The sequence below is a fragment of the Burkholderia sp. MBR-1 genome, assembly GCF_013822785.1.
In the GTDB taxonomy this organism is placed as follows: domain Bacteria; phylum Pseudomonadota; class Gammaproteobacteria; order Burkholderiales; family Burkholderiaceae; genus Burkholderia; species Burkholderia vietnamiensis.
The window spans coordinates 429,179-448,285 of sequence record NZ_CP053610.1 but is presented as its reverse complement, the minus strand read 5'-3'; the positions used below and the strand labels follow the sequence as shown (position 1 = coordinate 448,285).

General features: G+C 65.0%; 15 protein-coding genes and 1 tRNA gene. 4 read left to right on the top strand and 12 right to left on the bottom strand.

The genetic code is table 11. The annotated features are described in order from the left end of the window. The gene (locus MBR110_RS16850) at positions 1-900 is read left to right on the top strand and encodes a LysR family transcriptional regulator (RefSeq protein ID WP_014725162.1); all 900 of its coding nucleotides are present in this window, start codon (positions 1-3) and stop codon (positions 898-900) included. A 162-nt stretch (positions 901-1,062) separates the two neighbouring features. Next, entirely contained in the window at positions 1,063-2,001 is a 939-nt protein-coding gene (locus MBR110_RS16845; RefSeq protein ID WP_059734765.1) for a LysR family transcriptional regulator, read from the top strand. 16 nt (positions 2,002-2,017) lie between these two features. Here MBR110_RS16845 and MBR110_RS16840 read toward each other — a convergent pair whose 3' ends face one another. The 6 genes from MBR110_RS16840 to MBR110_RS16815 all read right to left on the bottom strand — a co-directional run bounded on the left by MBR110_RS16840 (position 2,018) and on the right by MBR110_RS16815 (position 9,982). Then, positions 2,018-3,160 carry an AraC family transcriptional regulator gene (locus MBR110_RS16840; RefSeq protein WP_014725164.1) on the bottom strand — a complete coding sequence of 381 codons (1,143 nt, stop codon included), beginning with the start codon at positions 3,158-3,160 and terminating at the stop codon, positions 2,018-2,020. A gap of 59 nt (positions 3,161-3,219) precedes the next feature. Continuing rightward, positions 3,220-4,155 (bottom strand): electron transfer flavoprotein subunit alpha/FixB family protein, encoded by a 936-nt coding sequence (locus tag MBR110_RS16835; protein ID WP_045579342.1) that lies wholly within the window; start codon positions 4,153-4,155, stop codon positions 3,220-3,222. Between the two features lie 16 nt (positions 4,156-4,171). Continuing rightward, the gene (locus tag MBR110_RS16830) at positions 4,172-4,921 is read right to left on the bottom strand and encodes an electron transfer flavoprotein subunit beta/FixA family protein (RefSeq protein WP_069222936.1); all 750 of its coding nucleotides are present in this window, start codon (positions 4,919-4,921) and stop codon (positions 4,172-4,174) included. A gap of 190 nt (positions 4,922-5,111) precedes the next feature. Next, entirely contained in the window at positions 5,112-6,809 is a 1,698-nt protein-coding gene (locus tag MBR110_RS16825) for an electron transfer flavoprotein-ubiquinone oxidoreductase (protein ID WP_014725166.1), read from the bottom strand. Between the two features lie 13 nt (positions 6,810-6,822). After that, entirely contained in the window at positions 6,823-8,613 is a 1,791-nt protein-coding gene (locus MBR110_RS16820; protein ID WP_059623952.1) for an acyl-CoA dehydrogenase, read from the bottom strand. A gap of 124 nt (positions 8,614-8,737) precedes the next feature. Next, positions 8,738-9,982 carry a CaiB/BaiF CoA transferase family protein gene (locus tag MBR110_RS16815; protein WP_011881870.1) on the bottom strand — a complete coding sequence of 415 codons (1,245 nt, stop codon included), beginning with the start codon at positions 9,980-9,982 and terminating at the stop codon, positions 8,738-8,740. 354 nt (positions 9,983-10,336) lie between these two features. Between MBR110_RS16815 and MBR110_RS16810 the strand changes: the two genes are divergently transcribed. Together MBR110_RS16810 and MBR110_RS16805 are read left to right on the top strand one after the other, a co-directional pair. Beyond that, a complete protein-coding gene (locus MBR110_RS16810) occupies positions 10,337-11,593 on the top strand; it encodes a PucR family transcriptional regulator (protein ID WP_014725167.1) in 1,257 nt (418 codons plus the stop codon). A gap of 377 nt (positions 11,594-11,970) precedes the next feature. Next, entirely contained in the window at positions 11,971-12,756 is a 786-nt protein-coding gene (locus MBR110_RS16805) for an enoyl-CoA hydratase-related protein (RefSeq protein WP_011881868.1), read from the top strand. A 196-nt stretch (positions 12,757-12,952) separates the two neighbouring features. On the opposite strand, the gene MBR110_RS16800 is transcribed toward MBR110_RS16805, so the two are convergent. From MBR110_RS16800 to fdxH, 6 genes are all read right to left on the bottom strand, one after another. After that, positions 12,953-13,048, bottom strand: a tRNA-Sec gene (locus MBR110_RS16800). Between the two features lie 32 nt (positions 13,049-13,080). Then, positions 13,081-15,009: a selenocysteine-specific translation elongation factor gene (gene selB / locus MBR110_RS16795; protein WP_181709427.1), complete on the bottom strand. Its 1,929-nt coding sequence runs from the start codon at positions 15,007-15,009 to the stop codon at positions 13,081-13,083. Next, the gene (selA, locus tag MBR110_RS16790; protein ID WP_011881789.1) at positions 15,006-16,445 is read right to left on the bottom strand and encodes an L-seryl-tRNA(Sec) selenium transferase; all 1,440 of its coding nucleotides are present in this window, start codon (positions 16,443-16,445) and stop codon (positions 15,006-15,008) included. Before selA ends, selB begins: the two co-directional genes overlap by 4 nt. A gap of 66 nt (positions 16,446-16,511) precedes the next feature. Beyond that, positions 16,512-17,462 (bottom strand): formate dehydrogenase accessory protein FdhE, encoded by a 951-nt coding sequence (fdhE, locus tag MBR110_RS16785; RefSeq protein WP_014725170.1) that lies wholly within the window; start codon positions 17,460-17,462, stop codon positions 16,512-16,514. A gap of 107 nt (positions 17,463-17,569) precedes the next feature. Continuing rightward, complete coding sequence (locus MBR110_RS16780; protein ID WP_011881787.1) at positions 17,570-18,196, bottom strand: formate dehydrogenase subunit gamma; 627 nt, start codon at positions 18,194-18,196, stop codon at positions 17,570-17,572. Further along, positions 18,193-19,107 (bottom strand): formate dehydrogenase subunit beta, encoded by a 915-nt coding sequence (gene fdxH, locus MBR110_RS16775; RefSeq protein WP_059623958.1) that lies wholly within the window; start codon positions 19,105-19,107, stop codon positions 18,193-18,195. Before fdxH ends, MBR110_RS16780 begins: the two co-directional genes overlap by 4 nt.

Here is a 19,107-nt window from a genome sequence, read left to right as displayed (position 1 = left end):
ATGGACTTGAAGGCATTTCGCTATTTCGACGAGATCGTCAGGCAAGGGAATTTCGGCAAGGCAGCCAAGCGCCTTCCGCTGTCTCAACCGGCACTGAGCAAAGCGATTCGACTGCTGGAAGACGAACTGGGTGTCACGCTGCTCGAACGCGGCAGACGCGGCGTCGCCGTCAAGCTCACGTCTGCCGGCGAAGTCGTTCTGCAACATGCGAGAGCCATCCTGGCAGAGCGCGAGCGGATGCAATTCGATCTCGACGCGCTGCGCGACCTCGATCGCGGCGAACTCCGTCTGGGACTGCCACCGGTCGGTAGCGCAGAGTTGTTTGCCGCTCCTTTGGCGGAATTCCGCGAGCGATATCCAGGCGTGTCGATTCATCTGCACGAACATGGCAGCGCCGAACTGGAGCAAGCCGTGCGAGACGGCGAACTCGAGCTCGCGGCAACGATGCTGCCGGTGCGAACCGATCTGCAAGCGATGTTCATCCGGCGCGAGCCGATGGTGCTCGCGGTACCTCGCGGCCATGCGCTCGAAACGCACGTCCGTGTCCACCTGCATGAGCTGAATGGCGTGCCGTTCATTGCGCTGAATGAAGGATTCGCATTGACGCGCAGGCTGCGCGAAGCGTGCATTGCCCAAGGTTTCACGATCAACGAAGTCGCGCATAGCGCCCAGCCGAATTTCGCACTTGCGCTCGTCGCGGCGGGTTTGGGCGTGACGTGTCTGCCGCGGCTGGTCGCGCGCCGACATGGCAATGCCGGCGTACGCCTGATCGACCTCGATGCACCCGGACTGGAATGGCGTGTCGCGATCGTATGGCGCAAGGGCACGACGCTATCCTGGGCCGCACGTGCGTGGCTCGACCTCATCAAGCCGGACGATGCCGGAGTTCCCCTCGACTAGCGACGCAAGCCGACAATCGCGGCGCGCCACGTCGGCCGACGACCCACCTGCCGGGCCACGCCCTCGCCCGCATCCGGCATTGCGGCCCGCTGCGTCAGCGTCCACGAATCGCTGCGCCGATCATGGTCACCGATATCTCGCACGCTTTCCTTCCAGAGTCACATGAAGATGGATTTTTTCGCTGCAATTGGCATATTCGTACGCGTCGTGGAGTCAGGCAGCTTTACCGCCGCCGCCCGGCAAGTGAACGGCTCGACCGCCCAGGTCTCGCGCGCCGTCGCATTTCTTGAAAGACAGCTCGGGGTCCGCTTGCTCAACCGCACGACGCGTCACATCGGCATGACGGAAAGCGGCGAACGCTACTTCAAGCGCGCGAAATCGATTCTTGCGGACATCGAGCATGCGTCGGCCGAAGCGCGCAACCGGCTCGCAAAGCCGTACGGAAAGCTGCGGGTACACGCGATGCCGAGTCTCGGGTTACGTTACCTGACGTCCGCGATGGTTCAGTACCAGGTGTCGAATCCCGACGTCAAAATCGAACTGACGCTGTCGGAACGATTCCCGAACCTGATCGAGGACGGCATCGACGTCTCGCTGATGGCAACGGCCGACTTGCCGACTTCGAGCTATGTCTCGAAGGCGCTCGGCGGCAACTACAGCGTACTCGTCGCGTCGCCGGACTACGTGCAGAGAAGCGGCATGCCGTCGACGGTCACGGACCTCGCGGCACATAGCTGCCTCACCTTGAACGCGCCGAACTCGGCTCCCGAAAAATGGCGTCTGCACGGCCCGGACGGCGAGCATGCCCATCTGGTTCAGGCCTCGCCGTTTCAGGTCAACATGCCGGATGCCATGCGCTTCGCGCTGCTCGCGGGCGCCGGCATCGGCCCGCTGACGCTGCATTCGGCGATCGACGATCTTCGCCGCGGCACGCTGGTTCGGGTCCTGCCGGAATATCGCGTCAATGCGCTGACGGTGTATGCGCTCTATACGTCGAAGCGCTATCTGGATGCGAAGGTCAGCACCTTCGTTCAGCATCTGCACGGCATCGCCTTGCCCGCGTTCGAACCCCTCGACACGCTCGTCGCGGCGAATCGCTAACGAGAGGCGCCGGCAATCAGCCGGCCTGCCGACGGGCCTTCCACGGCTGCTGGCGGTATGTCGCCGGCGTGCTGCCTGTCCAGTGCCGGAAGGCGCGATAGAACGCCGTCGGATCGTCGAAGCCGACACTATTGGAGACGGCCTCGATCGAATCGTCCGAGCGCGTCAGCCGATAGATCGCAACGTCCCGCCGCACGTCGTCCTTGATCGCTTGAAAACTCGTGCCGTCGTCCGCCAGGCGTCGTGCCAGCGTACGCACCGACACGTGCAATTCCCGCGCGACCGTCTCGATCGTCGGCATGCTCGGCAACGCATTCTCGATCAACCGGCGAACGCGATGACAAGCCATCTGCTCGGCAAATGAAGTGAAGATCCAGTCTTCCGGCGCGCGGCGCAGGAACTCCTCCAGATCCGGCTTTCGTCGGGAAATCGGACGATCGAGGTAACCGGCATCGAAGAAGAGGCAGGTCTTGTCCCTGCCGAACCGCACCGGTCCGGGAAACAGGTACAGCAAGTCCCCCGACTGCGTCGGCCGAAGGAATCTGAATGAAACTTCGCGCAGCGCGATCTTCTGCCCGATCAGCCATGACGCGACGCCATGGACGAGCTTCAGCATCAGCTCGCTGCCCAGCGCGCTGACCGGCCGACCATCCGGATCAGGAATGAATTCGACGCAGGCGAGCGCGCCCTCTCGCCACGACGCGAGGCGAAAATCGTCGAGTATCAGGCGAAAGAACTGACCGATACGGTTCAACGCGACATCGAGCCGGGGTGCATCGATCAGACTGAGGCAAAGATATTTCAACAGCCCGCTTCTTAAGGGACGACTGAAAATGCCCGGCATTTCATCGTCCAGCTCCGTCGCCAGCAGGCGATACAGCGTCGCGAACTGCTGCTGCGTCACGCGCGCGGCCGGCTTCTCCAGCAGGTGGGCCGGGATGCCGGAGCGTTCGGCAAGGCGCACGACGACTTCGCGTTCGGCCCCGGCCAGAAAGCCGTTGACCACCGAGATCGGGACTGTGGCCAGCGGATAGGTCGAAAAGCTGTCTAGCACGGTATCGAATGTTTTCTTGCCACTACGTTCGAAGGCGATGGCGTGCAAGGTGCTGCGGCATGGTCGACAGCCGACGGATGGCGTGTCGACGGCCGGCTCCTCCATCGCGCTACCGCGACAGAGGAGCCGGGGAGCTTGCGCTCACTGGCTACGCAATGCCGTCGTCAGCCCAGCGCGCTTACCAGTTCCGGCACGAGCGTGAACAGATCGCCGACGAGGCCGTAGTCGGCCACGCTGAAGATCGGCGCTTCCGGATCCTTGTTGATCGCGACGATCACCTTCGAATCCTTCATGCCGGCCAAGTGCTGGATCGCACCCGAGATGCCGACCGCGATGTACAGCTGCGGCGCGACGATCTTGCCGGTCTGGCCGACCTGATAGTCGTTCGGCACGTAGCCGGCGTCGACCGCCGCGCGCGAAGCGCCGAGTGCTGCCGACAGCTTGTCCGCCAGCGGCTCCAGCACCTTCGTGTAGTTCTCGCCGCTGCCCAGACCGCGGCCGCCCGACACGATGATCTTCGCGCTGGTGAGCTCCGGACGGTCCAGCTTCGTCACTTCACGGCTCACGAACTGTGACTTGCCGGCGTCTGCCGCCGCGTCGATCTTCTCGACCGCTGCGCTGCCGCCTTCGGCCGCCACCGGGTCGAAACCGGTCGCACGCACCGTGATGACCTTGATCGGATCGCTCGACTGCACCGTCGCGATCGCATTGCCTGCGTAGATCGGACGCTCGAACGTATCGGCCGAATCGACGGCCGTGATGTCCGAGATCTGCGCGACGTCCAGCTTCGCGGCGATACGCGGCGCGACGTTCTTGCCGTACGCGGTCGCCGGCGCCAGGATGTGCGAGTAATCCTTCGCGATGTTCAGCGCGGTGGCTTCGACGTTTTCCGCCAAACCGGCTTCGAGCTGCGGCGCGTCGGCCAGCAGCACCTTCGACACGCCTGCGATCTTCGCTGCTGCGTCCGCCGCGCCCTGCGCGTTGTGGCCCGCAACCAGCACGTGGATGTCACCGCCGATCTTCGCTGCCGCTGCGACCGTGTTCAGCGTCGCGGCCTTGATCGACGCGTTGTCGTGTTCTGCAATCACCAGTATCGTCATTTCTTTCCGCTCCCTCTTACAGCACCTTGGCTTCGGTCTTCAGCTTCTCGACCAGCGTCTTCACGTCCGGCACCTTCACGCCGGCCGCGCGCTTCGGCGGCTCGGCCACCTTCAGCGTCTTCAGACGCGGCGTCACGTCCACGCCGAGGTCTGCCGGCTTGACCGTTTCCAGCGGCTTCTTCTTCGCCTTCATGATGTTCGGCAGCGTCACGTAACGCGGCTCGTTCAGACGCAGGTCGGTCGTGACGACCGCCGGCAGCGTCAGCGACAGCGTTTCCGCACCGCCGTCGACTTCACGTGCGACCGTGGCCTTGCCATCGGCGACCGTGACCTTCGAGGCGAACGTCGCCTGCGGCAGACCTGCCAGCGCGGCCAGCATCTGGCCCGTCTGGTTCGAATCGTCGTCGATCGCCTGCTTGCCGAGGATCACCAGTTGCGGCTGCTCCTTGTCGACCAGCGCCTTCAGGATCTTCGCGACGGCCAGCGGCTCGACGCCGTCGGTCGACTCGACCAGGATCGCGCGGTCCGCGCCGATCGCCAGCGCCGTGCGCAGCGTTTCCTGCGCCTGCGTCACGCCCACCGACACCGCGACCACTTCGGTCGCCACGCCAGCTTCCTTCAGGCGCACCGCCTCTTCAACGGCGATTTCGTCGAACGGGTTCATCGACATCTTCACGTTCGCGATGTCGACGCCCGTGTTGTCCGACTTCACGCCGACCTTCACGTTTGCATCGACGACTCTCTTTACTGCTACAAGGATCTTCAAGCCATTCTCCTGAATTTCAACATTGCCGCATGCCATCCAGCGGCAACTCGTGCCGTCCGGCGCACCGATGCGCCGCCGGCTGTCGCGGATCCGCGCCGATACCGCTCATAAGCGACCGGATATCGACGCAGGCTATCCGCCTAAAAATGGACGTCGCTCGACCCGCAGCGCACTGCCCGCTACGCATCCGTCACATGTTCGGATAGTTCGGCCCGCCACCGCCTTCCGGCGTGACCCACACGATGTTCTGCGTCGGGTCCTTGATGTCGCAGGTCTTGCAGTGCACGCAGTTCTGCGCGTTGATCACGAGGCGGTCGCTGCCGTCGTCGTTCTTCACGAACTCGTATACCGCTGCCGGGCAGAACCGTCCCTCCGGCCCAGCGTAGGTGCGCAGGTTCACGTTCACCGGCACGCTCGCGTCCTTCAGCGTCAGATGCGCCGGCTGGTTCTCCTCGTGGTTCGTGTTCGAGATGAACACCGACGACAACCTGTCGAACGTCAGCTTGCCGTCCGGCTTCGGATACTCGATCGGCGTGCATTGCGACGCGGGCTTCAACATCTCGTGGTCCGCATGCTTGTGGTGCAGCGTCCATGGCACGTTGCCGCCCAACAGCTTTTGCTCGATGCCGACCATCAGCGTGCCGAGGTACAGGCCCTTGGCCATCCACTGCTTGAAGTTGCGCGCGCGGTGCAGCTCCGCATGCAGCCAGGATCGCTTGAATGCGTTCGGATACGCGCTGAGCTCGTCGCCGCGGCGGCCCGTCTGCACCGCATGGAATGCGGCTTCCGCCGCCAGCATGCCGGTCTTGATCGCCGCGTGGCTGCCCTTGATGCGCGACGCGTTCAGGAAGCCTGCGTCGTCGCCGATCAGCGCGCCGCCCGGGAACACCGTCTTCGGCAACGACAGCAGCCCGCCCGCGGTGATCGCGCGCGCGCCGTACGACACGCGCTTGCCACCTTCGAGGAACGTACGGATCGACGGGTGCGTCTTGTAGCGCTGGAACTCCTCGAACGGCGACAGGTACGGGTTCGTGTAGCCGAGGCCCACCACGAAACCGACCATGACCTGGTTCTTGTCCATGTGGTACAGGAACGAGCCGCCGTAGGTGTCGGACTTCAGCGGCCAGCCGGCCGTGTGGATCACGAGGCCCGGCTTGTGCTTGGCCGGATCGATTTCCCACAGCTCCTTGATGCCGATGCCGTACGCCTGCGGATCCGCGTTCGCGTCGAGCTTGAACTTCGAGATCAGCTGGCGGCCGAGATGACCGCGGCAACCCTCGGCGAACAGCGTGTACTTCGCGTGCAGTTCCATGCCGAGCTGGAAGTTCTCGGTCGGCTCGCCGTCCTTGCCCACGCCCATGTTGCCGGTGGCGACGCCCTTCACCGAGCCGTCGTCGTTGTAGAGAATCTCCGCGGCCGGAAAGCCGGGGAAGATCTCGACGCCGAGCCCTTCGGCCTGCGTGCCGAGCCAGCGCGTGACGTTGCCCAGCGAGATCACGTAGTTGCCGTGATTCCTGAAGTTGCTCGGCAGGGCCCAGCTCGGCACGGCCTTGGCGTCGGTCTCGCTCAGGAACAGGAAGCGATCTTCCGTGACCTCGACGTCGAGCGGCGCACCCAGCGCCGCCCAGTCGGGGATCAACTCGCTGATCGCGCCCGGGTCCATCACGGCGCCCGACAGAATGTGCGCGCCGATCTCGGAACCCTTCTCTAGCACGCACACACCGATCTCGGCGCCCTTCTCCTTGGCCAGCTGCTTGAGCCGGATCGCCGCCGACAGCCCTGCCGGGCCGCCGCCGACGATCACGACGTCGTACTCCATCGATTCGCGCGGACCATACTGTTCGACGAGTGCGGCCTGGCGCGCCGAGCGGCAATCTATTTCGTTCATATGCGGGACCCAGTCAGAACTGGTCCTCCGTCAGGGCGAGCACGCCCTCCCCGCCCTTGGCGCCGACGATCGACGCCTCATACGACAACGCACGCGGCAGAATGAACTCTGCATAGAACTGCCCGATGGCGATCTTCGCGCCGTAGAACGCCTGATCCTCCTGCAGCTTCTTCGCCGCGATCAGCATCGCTCGCGCCATTTGCCATCCGCCCAGAACCACGCCCGCCAGTTGCAGATACAACACGCTGCCGATGAAGACCGCATTGGGATCGCGTTTCATGTTCGCGACGACGAATTCCATCGCATGCTCGAACGAGCGTGCGCCTTGCTCGAGATGCTTGCGCATCGACGCGAACGCCGCACCGTCGTGTGCCGACAGTTCCTCGACCGTCTTGGCGATTTCGCCCAGCAGGAACTTCGCTACGACACCGCCATCGCGGAACGTCTTGCGGCCGACGAAATCGTTCGCCTGGATCGCCGTCGTGCCTTCGTAAATGGTCAGAATGCGCGAGTCGCGGTAGAACTGTGCCGCGCCCGTCTCCTCGATGAAACCCATCCCGCCGTGAACCTGCACGCCGAGGCTCGTCACTTCGAGCGACAGTTCGGTGCTCCAGCCCTTGACGATCGGAACCAGGAACTCGTAAATCGCCTGATGATGCGCACGGGTGGCAGCATCCTCGTGCTGATGCGCGATGTCGTTGTGAGCGGCCGCCACGTATGCGATGGCACGCGACGCGTCGGTCAACGCGCGCATCGTCCCGAGCATGCGGCGCACGTCGGGGTGATGGATGATCGTCACCGCCTCCTTCGCCGAGCCATCGACCGGCCGGCTCTGGACACGCTCCTTCGCATATTCGACGGCCTTCTGGTACGCGGCCTCGGAAATGCCCACGCCTTGCAGGCCGACGGCGAAACGCGCGGCGTTCATCATGATGAACATGTATTCGAGGCCGCGGTTCTCCTCGCCGACGAGATAGCCGGTCGCGCCGCCATGATCGCCGAACTGAAGCACGGCGGTCGGGCTGCCCTTGATGCCGAGCTTGTGTTCGATCGACACGCACTGGACGTCGTTGCGCGCGCCGAGCGAGCCGTCTTCGTTGACGAGGAACTTCGGCACGACGAACAGCGAAATGCCCTTCACCCCTTCCGGTGCGCCGGGCGTACGGGCCAACACCAAATGAATGATGTTCTCCGTCATGTCGTGCTCGCCCCAGGTGATGAAGATCTTGGTGCCGAACACCTTGTACGACCCGTCCTGCTGCGGCTCGGCGCGCGAACGCACCATCGACAGATCCGAGCCGGCCTGCGGCTCGGTCAGGTTCATCGTGCCGGTCCATTCGCCGGAGATCATCTTCGGCACGTAACGCGCCTTCTGTTCGTCGCTGCCCGCCGTGAGCAGCGCTTCGATCGCACCGTCGGTGAGCATCGGGCACAACGCGAACGCTACGCTGGCCGCGTTCAGCATTTCGGCGCAGGGCGTCGCGATCAGTTTGGGCAGCCCCTGTCCTTCGTAATCGACCGGATGCTTGACGCCCTGCCAGCCGCCGGCGGCGAACAGCTTGAAGGCGTCCGAGAAACCGGGACACGCGTTCACCACACCGTCCTTCCACGTATTGCCATGCTTGTCGCCGAGCACGTTCAGCGGCGCGACGACCTCGTTGCTGAACTTCGCTGCCTCTTCGATAACCGCCTGTGCAGTCTCGGCCGTGGCGTCCTCACACCCCGGGAGTGCGCTGATTCGATCGAGTTGGGCGAGTTCGTTGACCACGAACAGAATATCTTTTACCGGTGCGACAAAACTCATCGTACTTCTCCATTCAGTTAGATCTACATCTTGCCGAGCCATCGATTGGCCCGACTTGAAGCGACCACGACAGTGACGCCGGACGCCTGTGCGTCGAGCGTCTACCGCCGTGCCGCATGCGGCATCACTTCGATTGCGCGGCCTGATCCAGTTGCGCGACGACCTTGTCGTTGATCAGCCGCTCGATCTCGTTCGCGTCGTAGCCCAGCGTTGCGAGCACGTCCCGGCTGTGCTCGCCGAGATCCGGCGCGCGGCGCGGCTTCACCTTGTCGACACCAGAGATCTGCATCGGGCTATTGACCGTATAGGTCGTCTTCTCGCCGGCTTCGCCCAGCGGGACGAACACCTCGTTCGCGTACATCTGCTCGTCCTTGACGACTTCGTCGGCGACTTGCACGACACCGTAAATGACCCGCGCCTCGTCAAAGGTCTTTTTCCAGTATTCGAGCGAATGGCCGGCGAATGCCTTGTCGAGAATGCCGACGAGTTCGGTGGCGTGCTTGGTGCGGCCCTCGGAGTCCGCGAAGCGCGGGTCTTCGAGCAGCGACGGCAGATCCATTGCCTTGCACAGGCCGGGGAATTCCTTGTTCGCCTGGAGCAACATCAGCAGCAGCCAGCGGTTGTCCGCGGTGCGGTACGGATTGAACAGCGCGTTGAGCGGCGCATTGCGCGTATGCGCGCCGTAGAACTTCGCGCCGTTGAGCGCGCCCTCGGTCCAGAGCGCCGAGGCCCATGCGCCTTCGGCAATGAGCGAGGTGGAGACGCGCGAGCCTTTGCCCGTCTTCTCGCGATGATAAAGGCCCGTCACGATCGCCGAGAACAGCGTGCTGGCCGTCGCGTGATCGCCAATCCCGGGGATGGGAACGGCGGGCGGGCTATCGCCGTCGCGCGTCACTTCCATCAGCCCGGAGCGCGCCCAATAGGTCGTCACGTCGAAGCCGGGACGGTTGGCCTCGGGGCCTTTCAAGCCATAACCGGTGATGTCCGCGTAGATGAGACGGTCGTTCAGCGGCGCGAGCGCTTCGTAGGAGATGCCGAGTTTGTCGCGGACGCTGAGCGGGAAATTGACCACGACGACATCGGCCCATTTGACCAGTTTTTCGACAATGTCTTTTGCTGCGGGAGACTTGAGATCGAGTGCAAGACTCTGCTTGTTGCGGTTGGTGAGCTGCCAGGGATAGTTGGTGTCGCAGACGGGGTTCGGCGCCAGCTTGTAGAGGTTTCGATAGGGGTCGCCGGTGCCGGGCGGCTCTACCTTGATAACCGTCGCACCGAAATCGGACAGTATCGTGGTTGCCGCGGGACCGGCGATATAGCTTGCGAAATCAACGACTTTGACTTCAGAAAAAATGCTGTCGGGGTTCTGCATGATGTCTGTAGCAGGTACTCTGCGTGTTGTATGGGTGACTCGGACTTTTGGTGCTCGCCAACTGCCGATACCTTATCCCGGTGCGCAGACGACCGACATGGGAGATGTCTCCGACCCGCATGTGGTTTGTCACAATCCGCCAACTCGAACGCCGACTTTCGCCGCACGATGCCCTGCGCTTCAGAGAGCAATTTTTCGATCGGTGATAGTCTTCGGCCCGTGAACGCAAAGCTCAGCGCAAACGACACATGCAATGGAATTTGCACGTGGCGTCGCGCAATGCGTATGTGCCATCGAGACCGAGGCACCCGAGAATTTCTGGTCCGGCACCACCCTAGAGAACGATTGGCCACAATGAGAGTGATACATGTTCCGTCGCCGTCTGCGTTATTGCGGCAACAGATCAAGACAATCTCCGACGATCTGTCGACGGTGATCGAGCGCACTTATGCAGCATTAGGCGATATCGACGGCTACGAGGATCTCCCCATCTCCGTGAAGAAAGACATCGTCGACTCCATATCGATTTCGGAGCGCCTGTGGTTCCAATCGATCGTCGATGGCGAGTTTCCCGACAATGAAAGTCTGAAGACGTTTCAGGACTTCGGACGACGAAGAGTTCATCAGGGCATTTCTCTGCAGTCGCTGCTGCGAGCCTTCCGGATGGCGCTTAGAGAGGTTTGGCGCGCATGCGCCGATCTGGGCAGCAAGCACGACATCTTGCGCGACGAACTGCTGTTCGAGATTTCGCCGTACCTGATGGACTACTTCGACCACATGTCGCAACTGATCTCCTCCGCCTATCTGGATGAGCAGTACCGGCAGGCGCGCTGGCAGGAATCGTTGCGATACCAGTTGCACGACGTGGTCTTCAGCAGATCGCGCGACGACGATGCGTTTCGCAAGATCACCAAGGCGCTGGGCCTCGATCATGCCGTGCCGAGAATCGCGGTTGCGTTGGCGTCGTCGGCGCTGGACGGCGAGCCGATTCAGGCCGATCGCGCACTGGATCAGATCGTGCAAGTGACGGCGGGCATCCTCAAGACCTCGCGAGATACGCTGGTCGACGCCCGCCATCACGATCGCCTCGTCATCTGGGTTCCGTCGATACAGCAGGAATCCGCGAGCGCGAGCGACAGACGTGTCGCGGAATACATGGCGACACTGCAGGAACGATTGCCGTCCGTCACGTCGATCGGGATCGGCCTCGCCGGCGTCGGCGCACAAGGCTGGGCCGCATCGGCCGACGAGGCGATACGCGCGCTGGATTTCGGCAATCGCTTCGCGCCGGATCAGAAGGTGCATCGCTACTCGGACATCGTCATCGAGGAATGCATCCGAGGGAACGACAGCGCGCTGAATTACTTTCTTTCGCTGCTGAACGAACTGTCGGTCGAGTCGGGCGCGACCCGCACGATCGAGGCGTTCTTCACCAACAGACGGCGTCGGAAAGTGACGGCGGCCGCGCTCGACATCCATCCGAATACGCTCGACCATCGGCTCGAACGGGTGGAGAGCATTCTCGGCGCGAAGCTGGACGACGCGCGATGGATCGCCAAGCTCGAAATCGCACTGAAGTTGCGCGACGGGGCTTGCGCGTTGCCTGCGTGAGTGCGTCCATGACGCGTTGTCGTTCGCCGCAGTGACGGCCATCGTCCGAGCCGGCGACGACTCCTATCACTCGGAGCAGCCGTGCGATCGTCGCTGCCGGATGTCTGGCTGGGTTACGGCCTGCCGTTTGACCGGTTTTGCCATAGAAACGGCAGGCTTGGACATGAACATATCGACTCCACCGGGTTAGGATGTCTCGACACCTGAATCCGATGGCCTCCCGCTTACGTTCATGAACGCGTCAGGCGCACGTGTCGCACCGACGAGATGGCGGCCGTCACATTCATGCGTTCGCGACGCCTGCATCGCGGACCGCAACGGCCGCATTGCATTGCACGCACACGCATCCTCATACACTCAAGTCGAGCTCTTCGAACATGTCGAATTTCCAGAACATCCAATACGAAAAGAAGTCGGGTATTGCGTACGTCACCGTCGATCGCCCCAAATCGTTGAACGCACTGAATTTCCAGACGCTCACTGAAATCACCGCGGCCTTCGAGGACGCACGCGACGACGATGCCGTTCATGGCGTGATCGTAACGGGCTCGGGAAACAAGGCGTTCGTCGCAGGGGCTGACATCTCCGAGATCGCCGCACTGTCCGCCGTCGCCGCGGAGAAATTTGCAGGGCTCGGGCATTCGACCATGAATCTGATCGAGACGCTCGGCAAGCCGGTCATCGCCGCTGTGAACGGATTCGCGCTGGGCGGCGGCTGCGAGCTGGCCATGGCCTGCACCATGCGCATCGCATCCGAACATGCCAAGTTCGGACAGCCGGAGGTCAAGCTCGGCATCATTCCGGGCTTCGGCGGTACCCAGCGCCTTCCGCGGCTCGTCGGGAAGGGAATCGCGATGCAGCTGATCCTGACCGCGGCGCTCATCGACGCCAACGAAGCGCATCGCATCGGCCTCGTCAACGAGGTGGTGGAAGCGGACAAGTTGATCGCGCGCGCGGAGCAGATTCTGAATCAGATCGCCGCGAATGCTCCCATCGCAACGCGGCTCGCCATCACGGCCGTCAACCAGGGGGTCGAGGCGAGCCTCGAGCAGGCCTTGAGCCTCGAGCGTGCGCTGTTCGCGGTGTGCGCGGCGACGGAGGACAAGGCCGAAGGTACGGCGGCTTTTCTCGACAAGCGCGCACCGACGTTCCAGTCGAAATGACGCTCTGATGATGTCGCCGGCGCGGTGATGGCATATTCGCAAGCTCAGCATCGTGCCGAAAAGTCGACCTCTCAGGGCAGCCTCTACTACCGCGCTCTTCGTAAAACGAAAATGCCGTTCAGTTGCTCAACTGAGCGGCATTAGCGGCCTGAGGCGCATTTACGGAAGTCGCGCGGAATGCGCGACAAGCGTTGACTGGCGGAAGGCAGCCAGAGTCGAACTGACCCGGGAGCGTCTGACACCCCCAACCGGATTTGAAGTCCGGCCGTACCACCGGATACGAATGCCTTCCGTGCGGGAAAAATCAGGAAAACCGACGAGCGCCTACACCTGAATACCGGCCCAACCGCTATCGGGCCGCAGGAAGTGCAGATCGCGGTGGAAGCGAGTATACCCAACCCGGTCGAAGAACTCGAGAATCTGGATCGCACGCTTGCGGCCGAGCCCGGTCGCATCGCGAAACGTCGCCGCATCGAGGCCGCCGCCGTGCATCGGCGCGAGTTCCGCAACGAGCGCAGCCAGCTCGCGCACGACCTCCGCGTGATAGAACAGATCGCGCACGACCTGATGCACGTCGCCGCGCCGCGCGAGCTTGCGCAACAGCGCGCGCACGGCGTCCTCGGCCGTGCCCGTCTCGCGCGCGAGATCGCGCACCCATGGCGGATCGAAACGCCCCGCATGAATCGGCGGCAACAGTTGCTGCGCCAGTGCGTCCTCGCGGGCATCGAAGCTCACCGCATGCGTCGGCAAATGCAGCCACGGCCCGCTGCGCGTCACGTCGCCGCCGTCCACCAGCGCATCGACCAGCGCACGCCACAGCGCATCGCCGACCAGCGGCGCAGCCATGCGCCGCAGCCGCGCCGCATCGAGCCCCTGCTCGTCCGGCACGCGCTCGTGATACGCGCGCAGCGTGTCGATCGCGCGCGCCTGCAACGCCTGCCAGTGCGCACGCGCGATCACGGTGCCGTCGTTCGACGCACCGCGCTCGCGCTGACCGATCGAAAGCACGTCCGTCGGCAACGCCAATGCGTCAGGCGCGAAACCCGTCAGGTGCGTGAGCGTCGCGCGCGCGATCCCGAGCGGCGCCTGTGCGAGCAATGCATCGAGCCGCCCTTCGTCGAGCCACGTCGCGAGCGCATCGAGCCACGCGCGGCGCGCCGGCGTGCGCCGCTTGCGCGCCGGGCCGAACGGATCGAGCACGCGGCCGCCGCCGACCGTGCGCGTCGCCTGCGGGTTGCGAACGATGAAGCGATCGCCCGGCAGCGCGAACACCGGCTCGTCGAACACCAGTTGCACGCGCATCCGCTGCCCGGCCGCGAGCATGTCGCCGTCGAGCAGCGCGACGTGCGCGACGCGATGCAGCGTGCCGAGATGCACGTGCAGCGGCGCCCAGTGCGTCAGCGTCAATCCCGCATCGGCGAGCAGCGTCAATTCGACGTCGAGCCGCGGCGACGTTGCGACCAGCCGCGCATCGGCGACGGTATCGCCGCGCTCGACGTCCGCCTTCTCGACGCCGGCCAGGTTCAGCGCGCAGCGCTCGCCCGCATGGCCGGTGTCCACCGGCCGATTCTGCGCATGGATGCTGCGCACGCGTGCCGCGCGGCCGGTGCGCACGATCGCAAGCGTGTCGCCGGTCGTCACGCGGCCCGCGAACGCGGTTCCCGTCACGACGGTGCCCTGCCCGGCGAGCGTGAACACGCGATCGACGGCGAGCCGGAACAGCCCGTCGTCGCGGCGCGCGCGCCACGCGAACGCCGCGTCGGCGAGGTGACGTTTCAATGCGGCGACGCCTGCGTCGTCCGCGCGCGTCGCGCACGTGTCGAACACCGGCGCGCCGTCGAGCGTCGAACCATGCAGCCACGCGGCGATCTCGTCGCGCACGGCGCCCACGCGCGCGGCGTCGACACGATCGCACTTCGTCAGCGCGACCGCGCCATGCGTGACGCCGAGCAATTGCAGGATCGCGAGATGCTCGCGGGTCTGCGGCATCACGCCGTCGTCGGCGGCGATCACGACGAGCGCGAAATCGATCCCGCACGCGCCGGCCGCCATCGTGTGGATCAGCTTCTCGTGGCCGGGCACGTCGATCAGGCCGAGCACGTCGCCGTTCTCGAGCGGCGTGTACGCATAGCCGAGCTCGATCGAGATGCCGCGCGCCTTCTCCTCCTTCAGCCGGTCGGTGTCGACGCCCGTGAGCGCGCGCACGAGCGTCGTCTTGCCGTGGTCGATATGTCCCGCAGTGCCGACGATCATGCAGCCGGCCCCGCGATCTGCACGCATTGCGCGACGAGGGCCGCTTCGTCGGCGGCTTCGACGCAGCGCAGGTCGAGCCGCAGCGCGTTGTCGGCGATCCGGCCGATCACCGGCCGCGGCCATTCGCGCAGCCGCTTCTCCAGCTGCGCGAGCGCCCGGCCGCCGCGCTTGCCGTCCGGCGTGCGCACGACGAGCCCGGCGCTCGGCAACTGGTCGACCGGCAGCGCACCGCTGCCGATCTGGCTGAACATCGGCTCGACCTGCACGTCGTAGCCGCTGCCGAGCGCCGCCTGCAGCGGCGCGCGCAGGCGCTCGGCAGCGGCGGCGATGTCGCGCTGCGGCCGCGTCAGCAGGCGCAGCGTCGTGAGCCGCTCGCGCAGAAATTCGGGCGCCTGGTAGAGCCGCAGCACCGGTTCGAGCGCGGCGAGCGTCAGCTTGCCGACGCGCAGCGCACGCTTGAGCGGATGCTTCTTGATCTTCGCGATCAGCGCGCGGTCGCCGGCTATCAGGCCGGCCTGCGGACCGCCGAGCAGCTTGTCGCCGCTGAACGTGACGAGGTTCGCGCCGGCCGCGATCGTCTCCTGCACGGTCGTCTCGTGCGGCAAGCCCCATTGCGTCAGATCGGCCAGCGTGCCGCTGCCGAGATCGACCGCGACCGGCAGCCCGTGCTCGCGCGCGAGCGGCGCGAGCTCGGCGAGCGCCACTTCGCGCGTGAAGCCGCTGATCGCGTAGTTGCTGCAATGCACCTTCATCAGCAGCGCGGTGCGAGGGCCGATCGCGTCCGCGTAATCGCGCAGATGCGTGCGGTTGGTCGTGCCGACCTCGCGCAGCTTCGCGCCCGCGCGGCTCATGATGTCGGGAATCCGGAACGCGCCGCCGATCTCGACCAGCTCGCCGCGCGACACGATCACTTCGCGCTTCGGGGCCAGCGCCGACAACGCGAGCAGCACCGCTGCGGCATTGTTGTTGACGACGGTCGCGGCTTCCGCGCCGGTCAGCTCGCACAGCAGCGCGTCGATCAGGTCGTCGCGGTCGCCGCGACGGCCGGTCGCGAGATCGAATTCGAGGTTGACGGGCTGCGTGAGCGCGTCGACCACCGCGCGCACCGCGTCGTCCGGCAACAGCGCGCGCCCGAGGTTCGTGTGCAGCACGGTGCCGGTCAGATTGAATACCGGCCGCACCGCGCTCGCGCTCTGCGCGGCGAGCGTGCGCGCGACGGCGGCGGCGATGCGCGCCTCGTCGAGCGGCTCGGCCGCGGCAGGATCGGTGCGAGCGTCGCTGCGCCAGCGTTCGAGCTCGGCGCGCACCGCGTTCAGCACGCGCGTGCGGCCGTAGTCGGCGAGCAGCGGCTGCAGCGGCGCCGACGACAACACGCGCTCCACCGACGGCACGCGCGCGAGGACGGCATTCAGTTCATTCAAACCGGGTTCGGTCACGTCGAAGTGGCTCCATTTCGATGCGCGGCCCGCAGCCGGCGCGCGGCGGGCTGCGGTGTCACGCGCTCAGTCTGCTCGGTCGGCGTCCGCTTCGCGCGACACGTCGGGCCACAGCAGCGGGTTCGGCGAACTGCGCTGGTAGCCGGCTTCGTTCATCAGAAGGTCGAGCGTGAGGCTCGCGAGATCGTCGGCGAGCGGCTCGAATTCGTAGTCCTTCTCCTGATAGCCGATCTTGCGATAGGTCTTGCATTCGTCGCACGATTCGGCCTTCACCGCTTCGCTGCCGCCTTCGATCCCGTGGTACGCGATGCCCTTGGTCGAATCGCAGTGCGAGCACTTGGTGCGCACCATGTGCCACTCGGTCGTGCACAGCCCGCATTGCAGGAAGCGGTAGCCCTGGAACTGGCCGCCGACGCGCACGACGCTCGCGACCGGATGCGTGCCGCACACCGGGCACAAGCCGGGCTGGTCGAGATACGGCACGTCGGCCGGCGCGACGCGGCTCGCGAGGTCGGTCCACACGACCTGCAGCGCGGCCATCAGGAACGGCGCGGTGGCCGGGTCGACTTCGGCGAAGCGCAACGCGAGGATCGCGTCGGCCTGTGCGTCGAGTTCGGCGGGCGCCGTCAGGCGCAGCCGGTCGAGCAGCTTCGCGAGCGACGGATTGACGAGCCCGGCGCTTTCGACGCGATCGAGCAGCTCGTACAGCACGGCTCGCCACTGCGGATTGCGTTCGCCGTCGAGCGCCGGCACGAGCGGCATCGAATGCTGCTGCGCGCGTGCGATCGCCTCGGGCGACGGCAGCGGCAGGTTCAGCGCCTGCAGCGTCGCGTGCTGCGCGTCGGCCACGGTCGCCATCAGCCGCAGATAGCCGCTGATCGGGTTCAGGTCGGCGAGCTTGCGCAGCCGCGCGGCGCGCGCCGCAAACACGGAGCCGCGCTCCGGCAGACGAAAGCGCGGAATGGCCGAATGATCGAGTGCCGAGATCTCGGTCGGCTCGAGAATGCGTTGTGTCACGAGTATGTCTTCCAAAAAACAAGCGCCGACGAATCGGCGCTTCGGGGGCGATTCCTGCGGTTCGCGCAACGCCACGCCGAAGCCGGCGTGGCGTGCGCGCCGATGCGCTACTTCACGCTCTCACGGAACCACTTCGGGTGATGCTTGCGGGCCCAGCCCAGCGTGACGGTGCCGCGCACCATCGCGCCGATCGAGCCTTTCACCCACAACGCCGCGTAAATGTGCACGATGATGCTCGCAATCAGCACGAACGCCGCCGCCGCATGCACGACGGCCGCCGCGCGGATCACGCCGATCGGGAAGTAGAACGAGAAATAGCGACGCCAGATCACGATCCCGGACAGCAGGAGCAGCAGCAGGCAAGCCACCAGCGTGAAGAATAGCAGCTTCTGTCCGGCGTTATAGCGCCCCACCGGCGGCAGCCGGTCCTCCCGGTTGTTCACCACGTCGCCGATCTGCTTCAGCCATTGCCGATCGTCCGCGTCGAGCACGTTGTGATGCCAGAAGCGCACCACGAGAATCGCGAACGACACGAACATCACGACGCCGACGAACGGATGCAGAATCCGCGTCCACTGGCCGCCGCCGAACAGCGCGGTGAGCCAGAACATCGACGGATGGAACAGCGCGAGCCCGGACAGCGCGAGCAGCACGAACGTGATCGCGGTGATCCAGTGGTTGCTCCGCTCGTTCGGCGTGTAGCGGACGATCAGGTTGGGGTCGTCGTGCTTCATTTCGAGTCCTCCTTGATGCGTCGCGCCTCGTCGCGGGCGGCGGCTTCCTCGTCGTCGCTGACCTCGTTCGGACCGACCCGCGTGTAATGGAAGAACCCGGCCAGCGCGGTGAGCGCGAGCCCGGCGACCGCGAGCGGCTTCGCGATGCCCTTCCAGAGCTTCACCATCGGGCTGATCGACGGATTGTCGGGCAGCCCGTGGTACAGCGACGGCTTGTCCGCGTGGTGCAGCACGTACATCACGTGCGTACCGCCGACGCCCTGCGGGTCGTACAGCCCCGCATGCTCGAAGCCGCGCTCCTTGAGGTCCTCGATGCGCTCGGCCGCGTGCTGCTTCATGTCCTCCTTGGTGCCGAACACGATCGCGCCGGTCGGGCAGGTCTTCACGCACGCCGGCTCCTGGCCGACCGCGACGCGATCGGAACACAGCGTGCACTTGTACGCGCGATGGTCCTTCTTCGAGATCCGCGGAACGTTGAACGGGCAGCCGGTCACGCAATAGCCGCAACCGATGCAGTTCTCCTCGTGGAAATCGACGATCCCGTTGTTGTACTGCACGATCGCGCCCGGCGACGGGCACGCCTTCAGGCAGCCCGGGTCCTCGCAGTGCATGCAGCCGTCCTTGCGGATCAGCCACTCGAGGTCGCCGGCCGGGTTCTCGTATTCGGCGAACCGCATCACCGTCCACGAGTGCTCCGACAGGTCGGCCGGATTGTCGTAGACGCCGACGTTGGTGCCGACCTCGTCGCGCAGGTCGTTCCACTCCATGCACGCCGTCTGGCACGCCTTGCAGCCGATGCACTTCGATACGTCGATCAGCTTCGCGACGCTCCCGGTCACCGGTTCGCGCGCCGTGGGCGGCGGCGTCGTGGTGGCCGAGACGCGCTTGATATCCAGCGATTGCAATGCCAT